We start from the raw sequence: 16,779 nt of genomic DNA, 5'->3' as shown, positions 1-16,779 counted from the left end.
AGCGCCCGCGGGAATACCAGTTCACGCTGTTTCGCCTTGTGAAATGTGCGCGGCCGCTGGCCTGCCGCCCGGGCGGCAGGAATGTTTCCATCCTGGGGGCGGATACCGACGTCCGTGTCACTGCGCGGCACACACGTCGACACGGTCAACACATTTCACCCAGCGAAATATCCCATGACCGCACGCATGACGAGGTGCGCGCGACGCGTGGTATGGTCCGCCGAGTCAGCGACGCTGGCCCATGCCAAGGGCGCGCATACTTCCTCCATCCCAGATCCAAGGAGACCTTGTGAGACTATTGCAGGTGACTGCTCTCATCCTCGGCTTCGCCGTGTTCGCGACGCCTGGCAGCGCCAGCCGCGCGCAAGACGCGGGCAGCAAGAGCAAGACCATTACGGTCGACCTGGGCAAGCAGACCGGCCGGATCCGCCCGCTCCACGACGTGCACAGCGGACCGCTCGCCGTGCGTGGCTCGGTGGATCTCAGCGAACAGTATCGCGAGCTCGGTTTCCGCTACATCCGCACTCATGACACACCCTGGGTGTACGAGGCGGCCGGCGACATGCACGTCATCTTCCGCAACCTCGAGGCCGATGCCGACGATCCGAACAACTACGACTTCAGCAAGACCGATCGCTACATCCAGTCGTTGGTGGACCTGAAGGCCGAGATCATTTTCCGGCTGGGCGAAAGCGCCGAGCTGACCAAGGTCAAATACTACAACCAGCCGCCCGCTGACTACGAGAAGTGGGCCAAGGTGGCGGTCAACATCGTGCGCCATTACAACGACGGCTGGGCCAACGGCCACAGCTTCGACATCCGTTATTGGGAGGTGTGGAACGAGCCGGACCTGGCCCAGTTCTGGAGCGGTACCGCCGAACAGTACTACCAGCTGTATGCGACCACCGCCGGCGCGCTCAAGCGTCACAATGCCAAGCTCCAGGTGGGCGGCCCGGCGCTGGCTTCGAACGACGAATTCCTGAAAGGCTTCCTCGCATACAACAAACAGCGCGGCGTGCCGGTGGACTTCGTCTCCTGGCACAACTACGGCATCCGACCTTATCTGGTGGCGCAACGCGCCAACAACCTGCGCAAGCTGGTCGACGCCAGCGGGTACCCCAAGGCGGAGCTGCACTTGAACGAGTGGAACTACTTCCCCGGGGATTGGAGCCGCATGCACGTCGAGCCGCACTACACGCAGCAGATCTTCGAGCGCATTCACGGCCCCGAAGGTGCCGCTTATGCGGGCGCGATGCTGACGTTCTTGCAGGACTCGAAAGTCGACGTCGCCAACTACTACACCGGCACCGCGTTCTTCTGGGGTATGTACGACAACCTCGGCGTACCCTACAAGAACTTCTATCCGTTCCGCGCCTTTCGCTGGATGCTCGATACGCCGCTGCGCGTGCAGGCTGACGGCGCCGAGACCGATATAGACGCGTCGTTCGCCGTGCTGGCCGGCCTCGCCGAGAATCGTAAGGCCGCGACGCTCATGATCAGCAACCAAGTCTCGGCGCACGACCGCTACTCGGTGCAGTTGAAAAACATTCCTTGGAAAGGCGCGACGCTGGCCGAGATCTACCGCATCGACGGCGGCCACGATCTCGACTCGGTCGCCACGGTCTTGCTGAAGCCGGGCGAGCCGCTGCCATTGACGGACGTCGCAGCCCCCTCGGTCAGCCTCGTCAAGCTGCGCGCTCAATAACTCGATTGATATTTCCGGGGAGACGCCTGAGTGAAACTCGTTAGATACGGAGAGCCTGGCCACGAGCGGCCAGGCGCGGTCGCCGCGGATGGAACGTTGCGAGATTTGTCTGCCGAGATCGGCGACGTCGGCGGCGAATTCCTGGCGCCGCACGCCTTGCGCCGATTGCGGACCCTCGACCTGAGCCGGCTGCCGGTGGTCGACATGCCGGCCCGCTTCGGTCCGTGCGTCGCTGGCACCACGAACTTCCTCGCCATCGGGCTCAATTACCGCGATCACGCCCAGGAGATTGGCGCGAAGGAACCCGCCGAGCCCATCGTGTTCAACAAGGCGGTGTCCTGCATCGCCGGCGCCAATGACGACGTGCTACTGCCTGCGGGCTCGACAGCCACCGACTGGGAATGCGAGCTCGCCGTGGTCATCGCACAGGACTGTTATGACGTCGAGCCGGCGATGGCCAGCGAATTCATCGCCGGCTACTGCGTCTGTCACGACCTTTCCGAGCGCATCCTGCAACTCGAACACGGTGGCCAGTGGGTCAAGGGCAAGAGTTTTCCGGGCTTCGGCCCGCTCGGTCCGTGGCTGGCGACGCCCGACAGCATTGATGCCACGGCCCTGCCCATGTGGCTGCACGTGAATGGCCAGATCATGCAGTCCAGTAACACGCGTCAGATGATCTTCTCCCCCACGTATCTAGTCTCATACCTGTCGCGGCTCATGCTACTGCGGGCGGGCGACATCATCACCACCGGTACGCCGGGAGGTGTGGGTATGAGCCGCAAGCCGCCGCGTTTTCTGGCGGTCGGCGATCAGATATCGCTGGGCATCGAAGGGCTGGGCGTACAACGACACCGCATCGTCGCGCGCCCGCCGGCAACGCGCTGACATCGCAACTCACGTGTACGACATCGAGGTCGCGGTTCGAGCGCATGCGCGACTCGGCGAAGGCACAGTGTGGGACGCTGACGCGCAAGTGCTGTGGTGGGTGGATATCTGGTCGCGGGAGATTCATCGCTTCGAACCGCGTACCGGCAAGCACTGTCAGTGGCAGACACCACACGAGCCCGGCAGCCTCGCGCTACGATCAAACGGCAATGGCTTGGTAGTGGCGATGAGCAATGCGATCCATTGCTTCGATCCGTCAACGGGTATGTTCACGCTGCTACGCGAGGCTTACGACGCGAACTGGCCAGCGCGCTTCAACGACGGACGCACCGATCGCCAGGGACGCTTCTGGGCGGGATCGACCGACACCCGCGAGAACGCACCGGCCGAGCCTGTCGCCGCCCTGTATCGCCTCGACACAGCGACACACCTGACGCTGCAGCTCGACCGACTGTTCTGTTCGAACGGCCTGGCATGGAGCCCCGACGGCACACGCATGTATCACGCCGACAGCCACCTGCGCCGCGTGTGGTGCTGCGACTTCGATACGGCAACAGGCGAGCTCGCGCAGCGTCGACTGTTCATCGACATGAGCGAGGTGGGCATTCCGGACGGGGCCACGACCGACGCGGAAGGTTGCTACTGGATCGCCCTGTGGCAAGCCGGACGAATTCTTCGTTACGACCCCGACGGCGATCTCATGGCGCAAGTCGAGCTGCCCACGCGTGCGCCCACCTGCTGCGAGTTCGGTGGTGAGAACCTCGACGTGCTCTATGTATCAACGGCGAATCTACAGCGCGGGGCACTCTCGACCGATGTCACTGACCCGCTGGCGGGCTCGGTGCTCGCCATGGACGCCCGAGTTCGCGGCGTTCGCTCCATGCCTTATTGCGGATGACGATTGGAACCAGCGCGCGACGTTAGTGACTCTCGCGAATCACCTCGGCGCCCCGGCAACCGACCAGGAAATCGAAATCCACACCGCGATCGGCTTGCAGCACATGATCGACATAGAGCCGCGCATAGCCGCGCTGCTCGGCAAGCACCGGTTGCCAGTGCTGCCGGCGCCGCGCCAGTTCCTCATCGCTCACCTCAAGATGTAGACGACGATGCGCCACATCGAGCTCGATCACGTCACCGGTCTGCACCAATGCCAACGGACCACCCGCGGCCGCTTCCGGCGCAGTGTGCAACACCACCGTGCCATAGGCTGTGCCGCTCATGCGTGCATCTGAAATGCGCACCATGTCGCGAACACCTCGTTCCAGCAGCTTGCGCGGCAAGCCCATGTTGCCGACCTCCGCCATGCCGGGATAGGCGACCGGCCCGCAATTCTTCAGCACGAGCACACAACTTTCGTCGACATCCAGCGCTGGATCGTCGATGCGTTGCTTGTAGTCCTCGATGCTCTCGAATGCGATTACGCGGCCGCGATGTTGCAGCAACGCTGGCGTCGCGGCGGCAGGTTTCAAGATCGCGCCGCGCGGCGCGAGATTCCCGTGCAACACCGCGATACCACCTTCATGCACCAGCGGTTGATGCCAGGGGCGAATCACCTCGTCGTTGTGAATGGGCGCCGCTGCGCTGTTGGCCGCGAGCGTGGCGCCGTTAACTGTCACTGCGGCTGGGTTGAGTCGCCTCGCTTCGAGCAGTCGGCGCAGTACGCCTGGCAAACCGCCCGCGTAATAGAACTCTTCCATCAGGAATTGCCCCGCCGGCTGCAGATTCAACAGTGTCGGCACCTCGCGGCCCCAACTGTCGAAGTCCTCCAACGTCAACGGCGTTTCGATGCGACCGGCGATGGCGAGCAGATGCACGACTGCGTTGGTCGAGCCGCCGATGGCGCCGAGCGCGCGCACCGCATTCTCGAAAGCGGCTCGCGTAAGAATTACCTTCGGCGTCAAGTCTTCATGCACCATCTCGACGATCCGTCGTCCGGCCAGCCGTGCAGCCAGATTGCGGCGTGCATCGACTGCCGGAATCGCCGCTGCGCCCGGCAATGTGAGCCCGAGTGCCTCCGCCATGCACGCCATCGTCGAAGCCGTCCCCATGGTGTTGCAGTGGCCGGCCGAACGCGACATGCCTTCCTCGGCCGCCATGAACTCCTCCAACGTCATGCTGCCCGCCCGCACCTCCTCGCTGAACTGCCACACCGAGGTTCCCGAGCCGATGTCACAGCCACGAAACTTGCCGTTGAGCATGGGCCCGCCCGGCACCACGATCATCGGCAAGTTGCAGCTTGCCGCGCCCATCAATGGACCGACTGCGGTCTTGTCACAACCAGTCATAAACACCACGCCGTCGACGGGATTGGCGCGGATGGTTTCTTCCACGTCCATGCTCATCAGGTTGCGGAACAGCATGGCCGTGGGCTTGACCAGCGCCTCGCCCGTGGACATGACCGGAAACTCCAACGGCAAGCCGCCGGCGTCATAGACGCCGCGCTTGATATGCTCGGCCAATGCACGGAAGTGACCGTTGCACGGCGTCAGTTCCGACCACGTGTTGCAGATGCCGATCACCGGTCGGCCATCGAAGGACTCGGGCGGGTGGCCCTGGTTCTTCATCCAGCTGCGATGGATGAAGCCGTCCTTGCTGGCGGCGCCGAACCACTGCGTCGAACGCAGCTTGCGAGAACTGCTCATCAGCTCCAGCCACCGTCGACGACATAGTTCTGGTTGGTGCAGGCACCGGCGTCGTCGGAGGCCAGGAACAACACCATCGGCGCGACATCCGCCGGCACGAGTTTGCGCTTGAGACATTGGCCGGCGAGGATCTGCGCTTCGGTCCCCGGCGTGAGCCACCGCTCGATCTGCCGCCGCGTCATGATGGCTCCGGGCAACACCGAGTTGACGCGAATGCCCAGTCCTCCCAGGTCGCGGGCCAGCGATCGCGTCAGGCCGACGATGGCGGCCTTGGCCGTCGAGTAGCACGGCAAGCCGCCGCCGGACAGCTTCCAGATGATCGAGCCCAGGTTGATGATCGAACCGCCACCGGCTTGTGCCATGTCCGGCACGACCGCTTGAATGGCGAAGAACTGCTGCTTGAGATTGATGTCCATCTGCCGGTCCCAGTGCTCCCCCGTCACCTCGTGCCAATCGCGGCGTTCGTCGTTCGCCGCGTTGTTCACCAGTACGGTCACCGGTCCCCAGCTGTCGATGGCGGCACGCATCGTCATCTGCAACGCATGGGTATCGGTCACGTCGCAGTGACGATAGCGAACCGAGGCATTGTTCTGTTCGGCGACGCGCGCAAGCGTAGCTTCCGCCGCCACGTCATTGATGTCGAGGAACGTCACCAACGATCCTTGCCGACAGAACGCTTCCACCAACGCCGCACCGATACCCTCGGCACCACCCGTGATGGCGACGTGACGATCTTTCAGACTGGGATACACGGCCTCACGCTTGCTGCTCATTGCAACGCTCCCTGTGTAAAGCTGCTCGTGCCGACGCGAAGTTCAGGCCACCGCTTTGGCTGCGCCCGCCACCGCATCGAGCGTTGCGGAGATCACGCTCTCGTCATGCTCGGACGACAGGAACCACGCGCCACGCTCCAACGCGCGCACACCTCGCTCGACGAGCGCGGTCGTGAATTTGATATAGCGGGCACGATCGATCGGGAAAGTGTCCCGGAACGAACGGATCGGCTCCGTGATTCCGAAAGCGACATGGAAGATGCCGGGAAACCCCTGGATGCGCGCGGCAATGCCATGGTGTTGCAGCGTTGCCTGGATGCCGCTCATCAACAGCCGCCCGCGCTTTTCGATCAAGGCGTAGGTCTCGCCTTCCGCCAGCGTGCGCAATGTAGCAACCGTGGCTGCCATATTGACGGGGTGAGCGTTGTAAGTGCCACCATGCATGACACCTCGCGAAGAGAACATATCCATCAAATCCGCACGGCCCGCGAGCGCCGCCACCGGGAATCCATTCGCGATCGCCTTGCCGAACGTCGCCAGATCCGGGGTGACGCCGAACAAGCCTTGAGCACCGCCCGCCGACAGACGAAAACCCGTGATGACTTCATCGAAGATCAGGATGGCGCCGGCCTTGCTGCACGCGGCGCGCACGCCTTCCAGGTAACCGGGGTTCGGCGCGATGGCGCTGGTGTTGCACATCGCCGGCTCCATGATGATCGCGGCCACATCGCCTTGCGCCAGGCGCCGCTCCACCGCGGCCAGGTCATTCCAGCCCAGCACCGCTACGTTGTCGCCGCATCTTGGATCCTGTCCGGGAGTGCCTGGCACCTTGTTCGGCCGTTCGAGCGGACCGCACGCTTCGGCCGAGGGCGCGACACTCCAATGCACGTTGTCGAGCCAACCGTGATAGTGCCCTTCGAACTTGACGATCGTCGGCTTGCCCGTCGCCGCACGCGCCAGTCGCAGCGCCGCCTGGATCACCTCCGTGCCGGAGGAACCGAAGCGCACTCGCTCCGCACACGGCACCAGCTCGCAGACCAGGCGCGCCGCTTCGAATTCCGCTTCGGTCTGACTGGCGAAGATGATGCCGCGATCCAACTGCGCGCGGGCGGCCGCGATCACCGACTTGGGCGCATGCCCGAGAATCATCGGGCCCATGCCCAGGTAGTAGTCGATCAGGCGATTGCCATCCACGTCGACCAGGTACGGCCCGAAGCCGTTGTCGATCACCAGCGGCGTCGGCGAGATGTTGAGACGAAAGTTGCTACTGACCCCGCCAGCGAGCACCTGCGCGGCCGCGGACATCCGTGCCTTGGAACGATCGAAAGTATTCAATGCCATGAGTGATCTCAACTGACCGGGTCATTTGCGAGAGTGCATAAATGGCCCAAAACCCGGCGGAATACGAGCGTCGGGTGTTTCGTCTCATGGAATGTGCCGCCACGGCGGCAGTTCTAGCGGGAGTCGGCGCTGTTACGAACGTAACCCAGCTCGGTCGAAATGGCCTGCGCCTCGGCAAGGACGTGCGACGTCATTTCACGTTTCCAGTCCTTCGAGATGCGCGTCGTGGGCGCCGTGATACTGAGGCCCGCCACTACCGCTCCCGACGCGTCGAAGATCGGCGCGCCGAGGCATAGCGCACCGTCCTCGTTTTCGCCGTCGTCTTCGGCGTAACCGAGCTGATAGATCTTGTCGAGCTCGACGAACAGACTCTGCCGCTCGAGGATGGAACGTCGCGTGCGCTGGCGCAGCACCCTGGGCAACGCCGCGGTACGCGCCTCGCCCGGCAGATTCGCGAGCATGACCTTGCCGATCGATGTGGTGTGAATGGGATGCCTGCCCCCGACTCTCGCCTGCAGCTTGACCGCGCGCGGCGACTGCAGGATCTCCAGATAAACGATGTCCGAGCCTTCCATGACGCCGAGATTGACCGTCTCGCCCGATAGCCTGCACAGCGTCTGCATGTGCGGCAGACACGCCTTGCGCAGCCGCTCCATCTCGCTGCCCAGGTTGATCATGCCGATGATGCGCGTATCGATGCGGTAGAGGTCGCGGGCCTGGTCATGCACGATCATGCCGGCCGCCTCGAAGGTGCGCAGATAGCGGAACACGCTGGTCTTGGGTAGTCCAACCCGCAGCGCGATCTCCTTCAATGACTGTGGCTCCGGCAACTGGCCCACGCACTTGAGCACTTCGATGGCCTTGAGCAGCGGCTTGACGATATAGCTGGACATCGCGCGAGTATAGCGGCTCGGGCTCGGCGGGCGGTCCGGGTCAGCCGAGCGCGGCTCGATAATCGGCCGGCTTGAACCCCACCAGCAGCTTCGCCCCCTTCTCCAGCACCGGCCGCTTGATCATGGACGGCTGCTCCAGCATCAAGGCGATGGCCTTGCGCTCGTTCAAATCGGCACGCTGCGACTCGGACAATTTGCGAAACGTCGTGCCGGCGCGATTCAGCAGCACTTCCCAACCCACCTTCTTGCACCAGGCTTCGAGCTTGTCCCGCTCGATGCCCGAGACTTTGTAGTCGTGAAACTGATATTGCACGCCGTGCTCGTCAAGCCAGGTGCGCGCCTTTTTCATGGTGTCGCAATTCTTGATGCCGTAGATCGTCGTCATGTCTTCTTTCCAAATCGAATGCGGATGGCCGGGCTGCTCAGGGAGCCAGGGCCGACCTCGAGCTGGTCTTGGCCGGCGCCTTTTGATTGATCCATGCCCGGATGCGCTTGCTGACGACATCCAGCGGCAGCGCGCCACTCAGCAGCAGTTGGTCGTGGAACTCGCGGACGTTGAAGTTCTCGCCCAGCGCCTGCTCGGCATCACGGCGCAGCTGTCGCAAGCGCAGCTCACCGATCTTGTACGCCAGCGCTTGTCCTGGCCAGGAGATGTAGCGCTCCAGCTCGGTCTGGATGTTGTGAGGCGCGAGTGCGGAGTTCTCCGTGAAGCAACGGCGTGCCTGCTCGATATCCCAGCCCAGCCAGTGAATGCCGGTGTCGGCGACGAGGCGGCAGGCGCGCCACATCTCGTAGGAGTAGCGGCCGAAGCGTTCGTAAGGGTCGCGATAGATACCCATCTCTTCGCCCAGGAACTCGGAATACAGCCCCCAGCCCTCGACGAAAGCGGTCGGAGCCGTGTTGCGGCGGAAGTAGGGAATGCCCGTGAGCTCCTGCGACAAGGCAATCTGCAAGTGATGTCCGGGGACGGCTTCGTGCACCGTCAGCGCCGGCAACTCGTACAGCGGCCGCTGATCCAGGTGCGAAGTGTTGACCATGTATCCGCCCGCCTGGCCCTGTTGCATGCTGCCGCCCCAATAACGGCCGGTGGTGTAACCCTCGGCAATGTCCGCTGGAACGGCACGTACACCGTATGGGAGCCGCGGCAACGTTCCGAACAGGCGCGGCAACTGATCGTCGGCTCGCTTGGCGATCTCGCTCGCCTTCTCCAGCAGATCCTCCGCGGTCTGTGCATAGAACCGCGGATCGGTGCGCAGCATCTTCAGGAAATCGGCAAAGCTGCCCTGGAAGCCGGTCTCCGCGATGGTCTTTTCCATCAGGCCGCGGATGCGAGCCACTTCCGACTGGCCCAGCTGATGAATTTCATCCGGCGTCATCTGCGTCGTGGTCTCGCGACGCACGAAATATTTGTATGTGTTCTCGCCGTTGGGCGTGGTGCGCCACGCGAGCTTCGGGCGAGCCGCTCGCAGATATTCCTTTTCCATGAAGTCGGCGAATTTTTTCTGCAACGGCAGGATGCGATCGCGCACGATGGCCAGCGCCCGGCTGCGGTACTCGTCTTGTGCCGCAGCGGGAATGCTCGATGGCATGCGCGCGAACGGCAGTAGCAACGAGCTGTCTTCCGGCTTGGTGTTGGCCTGCTTGCGAGCGACTTCGAGCACGCGATCGGCAACGATGCGCGGCTGGGTATATTTGGTCTTGATACCTCGTCGCAGATTGGCGAGGTTCTGCTCGTAGTATCCCGGCGCCGCTTCGAGACGAGCCAGCCAAGCATCGGCGTCCTCGCGCGATCCAATCGTCGTAGTGCGCGCGAGATAATCGAGCAGCGTGTGGAAGCCACTGTCGTTCTCGAATGGGATGCGCGGCAGATCGTATGTTTGCTGCTCCGAATGCGTCGCAACCACGCTGGTGAGCAGTTGATGATTCAGCGCCGCATCTTCCGGAAGCGTCGCTGCGTCGATGGCGGCGAGCCGCTCGGAAATGCTCTTCAATTGTCTGGCAATCGCCTGCTGCGTCTCCGGCCGCACGTCCGGCAACCGGCGCAGCGCCTCGCGGTCGCCCTCCTGGCCCGCGCTGATGGGGTCGTCCTTGCGGATCAGTTGTTCGTATTCATCGATGAGCGTGGCGAGGCTCGACTCCGCCGACTGCCCGAAGGCCAGCGAACAGCACAGGCAGAGAGCGACACCACCGAGGACGGACCTGCGACCCATGAGGCCATCTCCATAGCGAGGAAGACCGGCATCTTGGCTGGCGAATCGGGAAATTCAAAGAGCTAAACGTGTTCGAGAGCCTGGATACGGCCCCCAGCAGGCGCGGCAAGAACGATCAGCGCGGACCGGCCAGCTCGGTGGAGCTCAGCCCACCCTTCAGCACGCTGGCCTGAAAGCCGCGTTCGGCCAGGATGTAAGCGCATGCCGAGCTGCGGCGGCCGGTATCGCAACACACGATGTAGTGACGGTTGCGGTCCAGCCCCTTCATTTTCAGGCGCAGCGAATGCAAGGGAATGTTGATGGCGCCCTCGGCGCGGTAGTGCTCGAACTCCGAGGGCAGGCGCACATCCACCCACTGCCCGCCTTCCCTCTCGACGATCTGCTTGGCGCTCTCGTAGTCGACCCAGTTGAGCAGCGGCTCGTGCAGCAGCTTGCGGAAGTCATCCTTGGCCAGGCGCATCAGCACGCCATCGGTCACCATCGTGACCGTGGCATTGCGCTTCACCTCGGAGATCAGCGCTTCCTCGCCGAAAGTGTCGCCCATCTTCAGCTCCGCCAGCCGCACGCCTTCCTTGTTGAGCGGCGTCTCGCGCGCCACCTGGCAGATGCCTTTGACGACCACGTAGAAATAATCGCCGACGTCGCCCTGCTTGATGATGACGTCGCCAGCGCGGCAATCGATGCGCTGCAGGCGCATGAACACGGCCTGGATGTTGGCGGGCGGGATCTTGTGGAAAGCCTTGGTCTGCAGCAGCGCGGTCATCCAGTCATCGGCGGTGGTTTCGTTGTCCTCCAGGCCGTTCAGCTCCAGCACCTTGTAGGCGCCGGTCTGGTCGAGCGTGACCGCGACATCGAGAAACTCGCTGTCGATCTGCAGGTACTCGATGCGGTCCGACGTGGCCACGGCCGAATAGGGCCGCGGCAGCTGGTGCACCAGCGGATTCTTGGACTTGGGCGTGCCGCTGCGGACCGAGCCGATGACCTCGCCTTCGGCCAGCAGGTCGACCGAGCCGCTGACCAGATAGAAGGTCTGCTTGTCCTCGTCGCCCTCCATGAACAGCACCCGGCCCTTGGTGGCCTGGCGCCGGGAGATCTTGCGGGCGAACGCGGTCAGGCTCTCGGGCTTCATGCCGTCGAACGGCACGAAACTGCGCAGCAGGGCCAGTTCTTTGGGATTCCCGGTGAGCTCCATGGCCTGACTTGAATGATCTCGATGAGCCGGATCTTGTTGTTTGTCCTAGCGAGTATTAGGCAGAGGCCGTACGCAGGTCCGCGATGTATCTCACAGTGCGCTGTCGTAGCTGAACGAACGGCCGCGGCGGCATTACGTCCCCTTTGTCCCCGCCCCCGGCCCCCAGCGCGAGAAAACCCTGGATGGGGCGCGCCGCGCGCCGCCAACGTTCACCTTGAGTTCACCCCCGGGAACGGATCATGCTGACAACCGTTCTAACGGGGGTGGGCATCATGATTCCGGGCACTGTGTGCCAGACAGCCGACCGCCAGCTCACGGACCGATCCAGCGGCCAACTCTCGGGCAGCCTCCTCTTGGGTAGCGATGACGTGACGAATTCCCTGACACAGCGGTTCGTGGTACTCGTCCCCGCCCTCATTCTTGCCGCTGTTTTCGGCGTGGGCGTCGCCGCTGCGGCTCGTGCCCAAGAACCCGTGGTCGAACCTGAACCGGTCATCGAAGCCAGCGGCGATACCGCCGCGATCATCGAAGCCGAACAGGCGGAAGAATCCGCGTCCGCCACTCCCGTCGTCGATCCACCCAGCCGCGTCGCCCGCCTCGGTTACATCGATGGCGATGTCACCATCGCGCCGGCCGGCACCGACGACTGGGCCGAAGCGGCGCTCAACCGGCCGCTGACCAGCGGCGATCGTCTCTGGGTCGAGAAGGACGGCCGCGCCGAGCTGCAGATCGGCTCCGCGGCCGTGTATCTCGACGGCGATACCGGGTTCGGCTTCGTCGAGCTGGATGACGACGTGCTGCAAGCCAGCCTCACCGAAGGCGCCGCCACCGTTCGCGTCCGCCGCCTGGCCGAAGGCGAAACCATCCAGGTCGAAACGCCGCACTCCACGGTCGTGTTGAAACGGGTCGGCGAATATCACCTGGAAGTGGACAAATCCGCCGACCGCACCATCGTCAAGACTCGCAACGGCGAAGCGGAAGTCACCGGCGGAGGCAATCAGCGATATACCGTGCGTGACAACCAGCGCGGCATCTTTACCGGTTTGGAAACTTTGAGCGGACGCATCGAGCCGCTCGGCGCACGCACGGCCTTCGAGAACTGGGCGAACGATCGTGACGCGCGCAACGAGCGGTCGAAATCCGCCCAGTACGTTTCCCGCGACGTGATCGGCTATGAAGACCTCGACGACCACGGCGAATGGATCAGCGAGCCGGAATACGGCTACGTGTGGCGTCCAACGTTTATTTCCCACAGCTGGGCTCCGTATCGCTATGGCCGCTGGGTGTACGTCTCGCCATGGGGTTGGTCCTGGATCGACGACGCACGCTGGGGCTTCGCGCCGTTCCACTACGGCCGCTGGGCGCACATTCGCAATCGCTGGTGCTGGGTGCCGGGACCGCGTCACATTCGCCCGGTGTATGCGCCGGCGCTGGTCGGCTGGGTGGGCGGCCCGAGCGTGGGCATCTCCGTGTCGTTCGGCAATGTCGGCTGGTATCCGCTCGGACCTCGCGACATTTTCTATCCGGGCTATCGCTACACGCCGCGCTACATCCGTTACGTGAATGTTTCCAACACGTACTTCATCACCAACAACTATTTCTATGGCCGGCGCCTGCCGCCGCCGCGCTTCGACTATAGACACTACCCGGGCGCGATCACCTCGGTGTCGCGAGACCATTTCGTGGGTGGCCGTCGCATCGGCGATCACTGGGTGCGCCCGGATGATCGTCAGCTGCGCAACATCCATGCGGAGCGGCGACCGCCGGCAATCGCACCGTATCGTGAAAGCGTGCTGGGTGGACCGATCCGCCGGCCGCCGCGTGATGCCGATCGATTCGGTTGGCGCCACGGTGGCGACTTTGCCGGCCGTGTGCCGTTTCATCGGGAGCGCAGCGCGATCGAATCGAATGGCGGCCGGCCCATTGGCCGCAACCAGCTGGTCGATCGCAATGGTCCGAAGCGCACGGGTGATTTCTACGCGATCCGTCCGGGCGGCGGACCGGGCGTCAAGCGTCCGGACAGCGAACGCGTGTCAGGGCTCACTGGCAACGATCGTCGATCGGGCAGCAATCTCTCCATGCCGACACCTCGCTCGCAGGCACGCGATCGTCAGCGCGAAGCACGCGAGGACTTGCACATCATGCGAGCGGAGGAATCGGCCCGGCAGGGGCAGCGTCGTAACGATCACTTGCAGCGGCCGCCGAGCAACAGCTTTCAGCAAGGCAACAGCAGCTTCTATCGCCCGCCCGAGCGCTTTCGGGATCGCGAGCCTTCGCGTGGAACCGGAACAGTGGGACGGAGCGCCCCGCCAAAATTCATTGCGCCGGCGCCTCGTAGCGAACCCAGGACGCTGAGTCAGCCTCGCAGCGAACCCAGGACGCTGAGTCAGCCTCGCAGCGAGCCGCGCTCGTATAGTCCGCCGCCCCGTAGCGAGCCGCGCTCATACAGCTCGCCGCCGAAAAATACCCAGCCGCCCAGCTCGCAACCGCGCGCGTCATCGTCGAACAACAATCGAGGCAGCAGCCGAGGCGCCAGCGGTGCCAGCCGGCCTAGCCGGCCCAACACCAGAGAGCGCTGAAGCAGCGTCCTACGACCGCTTCAGCGCGCGGGCGAACGCATCCGCCATCGCGCCCGCTCCCACAGACTCAGGCTCGCGACGCTGCTGCTGACGCTGCGGCGGGCGTGAATCGCGCTCGCGACGGAAATCGCCGGCCGAGTTGTCACGCACACGTTGGGCGGACTCGTCGAGGCGCATGGTCAGCGCGATGCGCTTACGCTGCTGATCCACTTCCAGCACTTTGACCTTCACCACGTCGCCGGCCTTCACCACTTCGTGCGGGTCCTTCACGAACTTGGTGGACATCATGGAGATGTGCACCAGGCCGTCCTGATGCACGCCGATGTCGACGAACGCGCCGAAGTTGGTGACGTTGGTGACCACGCCTTCCAGGATCATGCCCTGGGTCAGGTCCTTCAGCTCCTCCACGCCGTCCTTGAAGGTCGCGGTCTTGAACTCCGGCCGGGGATCGCGGCCCGGCTTCTCGAGCTCCTTGAGAATGTCCTTGATGGTGGGCACGCCGAACTTCTCGTCGGTGTACTTGGCCGGATCGAGCTTCTTCAGAGTCGAGCCATCGCCGATCACTTCCTTCACGGGCTTCTTCAGGTCGGCAAGGATGCGCTCGACCACCGGATACGCTTCGGGGTGAACCGCCGACGCATCCAGCGGGTTGTCGCCGTTCATCACACGCAGGAAGCCGGCAGCTTGTTCGTAAGTTTTGTCGCCGAGGCGCGGCACCTTCTTCAGGCCGGCGCGATTTGCGAACGCACCGTGCTCGTCACGGTACTTCACGATGTTCTCGGCCAGCGTGCTCGACAATCCCGAAATGCGCGCCAGCAACGCCGCCGACGCCGTGTTCACATCCACGCCGACCGCGTTCACGCAGTCCTCGACGACGGCATCGAGGCTCTTGGCGAGCTTGGTCTGGCTCACATCATGCTGATACTGGCCGACGCCGATGGACTTCGGATCGATCTTCACCAGTTCCGCCAGCGGATCCTGCAAGCGGCGCGCGATCGACACGGCGCCACGCAAGCTCACATCGAGATCCGGAAACTCCTTGGCTGCCAGCGCCGAAGCCGAGTACACCGAAGCGCCCGCCTCGGATACCACGATCTTGGTCAGCTTCAAGTCCGGATGCAGCTTGATCAGGTCGCCGGCGAGCTTGTCAGTCTCGCGCGAGGCGGTGCCGTTGCCGATACTGATCAGATCGACGTTGTGCTTCTTGGCCAGCAAGGCAAGGTGAGCGATCGTGCGATCCCACTCGTTGCGCGGCGCGTGGGGATACACCGTCGCCGTTTCCAGCAGCTTGCCGGTGCGGTCGACGATGGCCACTTTCACGCCGGTGCGCAGGCCGGGATCGAGACCCATCGTGGCACGCGGACCGGCCGGTGCTGCCAGCAACAGATCGTGCAGATTACGAGCGAACACGCGAATCGCCTCTTCCTCCGAGCGCTCGCGCAATGCGGTCAGCAGTTCGGCTTCGAGCTGCCAGGCCAGCTTCACGGTCCAGGTCCAACGCACGGTCTGCAGCAGCCAGGCGTCGGCGGGCTGCTTGCGATCCGCGATATTGAAGCGCGCCGCAATCTTCAGCTCGCACGAGTTGAACGGCGCCTGACCCGTTGCCGGCGGCGGCTGCAGATCTTCGGGCAGCTTCAGCGAAACCTTCAGCAGCTCTTCCTTGCGACCACGGAACAAGGCGAGCGCACGATGCGAGGGAACGTTTTTGAGCGGTTCGCTGTATGCGAAGTAGTCGCGGAATTTCGCTGCCGGCTCTTCCTTGCCTTCCGCGACGGCGGAAACCACCACACCGTTGTCCTGCAGATGGGTACGAAGATTCGCGAGCAACTCGGCGTCTTCCGCAAACTGCTCGATGAGAATGGTGCGCGCGCCTTCCAGTGCCGCCTTGGCGTCGGCCACGCCCGGATTGTCGTCGCCCTGCGCAGTCTTGAACGCGGGTTTCAGATACTTGGTGGCTTCGACCTCGGGATTGAGCGAATGGTCGGCGAGCAGTGCCGCGGCCAGCGCATCGAGCCCGGCCTCGCGCGCGATCTGCGCCTTGGTGCGACGCTTGGGCTTGTACGGCAGGTACAAGTCTTCCAGGCGCTGCTTGGTCTCGGCGGCTTCGATGCTGGCGCGCAGCTCGGGCGTCAGTTTCTTCTGCTCGTCGATGCTGGCGATGATGGCGGCGCGCCGCTCTTCCAACTCGCGCAGGTACGCCAGCCGTTCCTCCAAAGTACGCAGCTGCGTGTCGTCCAGGCCCCCTGTCGCCTCTTTGCGATAGCGCGCGATGAACGGCACCGTCGCGCCTTCGTCCAGCAGCGCCACGGCGGCGATGACCTGCTGCGGTTTGGCCGAAAGCTCGGCGGCAATGCGGGATTCAATCGACGGGAGCATGAAGTCCGATCCACAGTGCGATAAACGAGGCGCGCACTATGAAGAACCGCCCCCGTCGCGACAAGGCTTGAGATTCGGGCGAGAGTGGTCTAGTCCCGCGTGGCAGAGCGGTTCAGGCAGGGGCTAACACGAAGTTTCAACAGGGGAAATCCATTCACACCCGAGCGGCGGGCGGGACCC

At 63.7% G+C, this 16,779-nt stretch carries 12 protein-coding genes; 4 read left to right on the top strand and 8 right to left on the bottom strand.

Features of this window, described 5'->3' with window-relative positions; translation table 11 throughout:
* Window positions 1-289: 289 nt before the first annotated feature.
* From VGE08_RS21765 to VGE08_RS21755, 3 genes are read left to right on the top strand one after another with little or no spacing between them, the layout of a single operon-like run.
* On the top strand, window positions 290-1,705 hold the full coding sequence (locus VGE08_RS21765; RefSeq protein WP_331070030.1) for a GH39 family glycosyl hydrolase: 1,416 nt from the start codon (window positions 290-292) through the stop codon (window positions 1,703-1,705).
* 30 nt (window positions 1,706-1,735) lie between these two features.
* Window positions 1,736-2,590 carry a fumarylacetoacetate hydrolase family protein gene (locus VGE08_RS21760; protein ID WP_331070029.1) on the top strand — a complete coding sequence of 285 codons (855 nt, stop codon included), beginning with the start codon at window positions 1,736-1,738 and terminating at the stop codon, window positions 2,588-2,590.
* Between the two features lie 13 nt (window positions 2,591-2,603).
* Window positions 2,604-3,488 carry an SMP-30/gluconolactonase/LRE family protein gene (locus tag VGE08_RS21755; protein ID WP_331070028.1) on the top strand — a complete coding sequence of 295 codons (885 nt, stop codon included), beginning with the start codon at window positions 2,604-2,606 and terminating at the stop codon, window positions 3,486-3,488.
* A 22-nt stretch (window positions 3,489-3,510) separates the two neighbouring features.
* On the opposite strand, the gene VGE08_RS21750 is transcribed toward VGE08_RS21755, so the two are convergent.
* The 7 genes from VGE08_RS21750 to VGE08_RS21720 all read right to left on the bottom strand — a co-directional run bounded on the left by VGE08_RS21750 (window position 3,511) and on the right by VGE08_RS21720 (window position 11,644).
* Complete coding sequence (locus VGE08_RS21750; protein WP_331070027.1) at window positions 3,511-5,235, bottom strand: IlvD/Edd family dehydratase; 1,725 nt, start codon at window positions 5,233-5,235, stop codon at window positions 3,511-3,513.
* Complete coding sequence (locus tag VGE08_RS21745) at window positions 5,235-6,008, bottom strand: SDR family oxidoreductase (RefSeq protein WP_331070026.1); 774 nt, start codon at window positions 6,006-6,008, stop codon at window positions 5,235-5,237. The genes VGE08_RS21750 and VGE08_RS21745 overlap by 1 nt, the downstream gene beginning before the upstream one ends.
* 42 nt (window positions 6,009-6,050) lie before the next feature.
* Window positions 6,051-7,349, bottom strand: a complete 1,299-nt coding sequence (locus VGE08_RS21740; RefSeq protein WP_331070025.1) for an aspartate aminotransferase family protein — start codon at window positions 7,347-7,349, stop codon at window positions 6,051-6,053.
* A 113-nt stretch (window positions 7,350-7,462) separates the two neighbouring features.
* Window positions 7,463-8,242, bottom strand: coding sequence for an IclR family transcriptional regulator (locus VGE08_RS21735; protein ID WP_331070024.1), 780 nt, complete (start codon window positions 8,240-8,242; stop codon window positions 7,463-7,465).
* Between the two features lie 40 nt (window positions 8,243-8,282).
* A complete protein-coding gene (locus VGE08_RS21730) occupies window positions 8,283-8,627 on the bottom strand; it encodes an ArsC family reductase (RefSeq protein WP_331070023.1) in 345 nt (114 codons plus the stop codon).
* 37 nt (window positions 8,628-8,664) lie between these two features.
* The gene (locus tag VGE08_RS21725) at window positions 8,665-10,452 is read right to left on the bottom strand and encodes a DUF885 domain-containing protein (RefSeq protein ID WP_331070022.1); all 1,788 of its coding nucleotides are present in this window, start codon (window positions 10,450-10,452) and stop codon (window positions 8,665-8,667) included.
* Between the two features lie 115 nt (window positions 10,453-10,567).
* On the bottom strand, window positions 10,568-11,644 hold the full coding sequence (locus VGE08_RS21720; protein ID WP_331070021.1) for a cyclic nucleotide-binding domain-containing protein: 1,077 nt from the start codon (window positions 11,642-11,644) through the stop codon (window positions 10,568-10,570).
* A gap of 239 nt (window positions 11,645-11,883) precedes the next feature.
* On the opposite strand from VGE08_RS21720, the gene VGE08_RS21715 reads away from it, so the two are divergent.
* On the top strand, window positions 11,884-14,223 hold the full coding sequence (locus VGE08_RS21715; RefSeq protein WP_331070020.1) for a DUF6600 domain-containing protein: 2,340 nt from the start codon (window positions 11,884-11,886) through the stop codon (window positions 14,221-14,223).
* A 9-nt stretch (window positions 14,224-14,232) separates the two neighbouring features.
* Here VGE08_RS21715 and VGE08_RS21710 read toward each other — a convergent pair whose 3' ends face one another.
* On the bottom strand, window positions 14,233-16,599 hold the full coding sequence (locus VGE08_RS21710) for a Tex family protein (RefSeq protein WP_331070019.1): 2,367 nt from the start codon (window positions 16,597-16,599) through the stop codon (window positions 14,233-14,235).
* Window positions 16,600-16,779: the final 180 nt, after the last annotated feature.

This window comes from Steroidobacter sp. (assembly GCF_036406195.1).
Taxonomy (GTDB): domain Bacteria; phylum Pseudomonadota; class Gammaproteobacteria; order Steroidobacterales; family Steroidobacteraceae; genus Steroidobacter.
The sequence above is the reverse complement of the archived record's forward strand: the minus strand, read 5'-3'. Positions and strand labels throughout refer to the sequence as shown.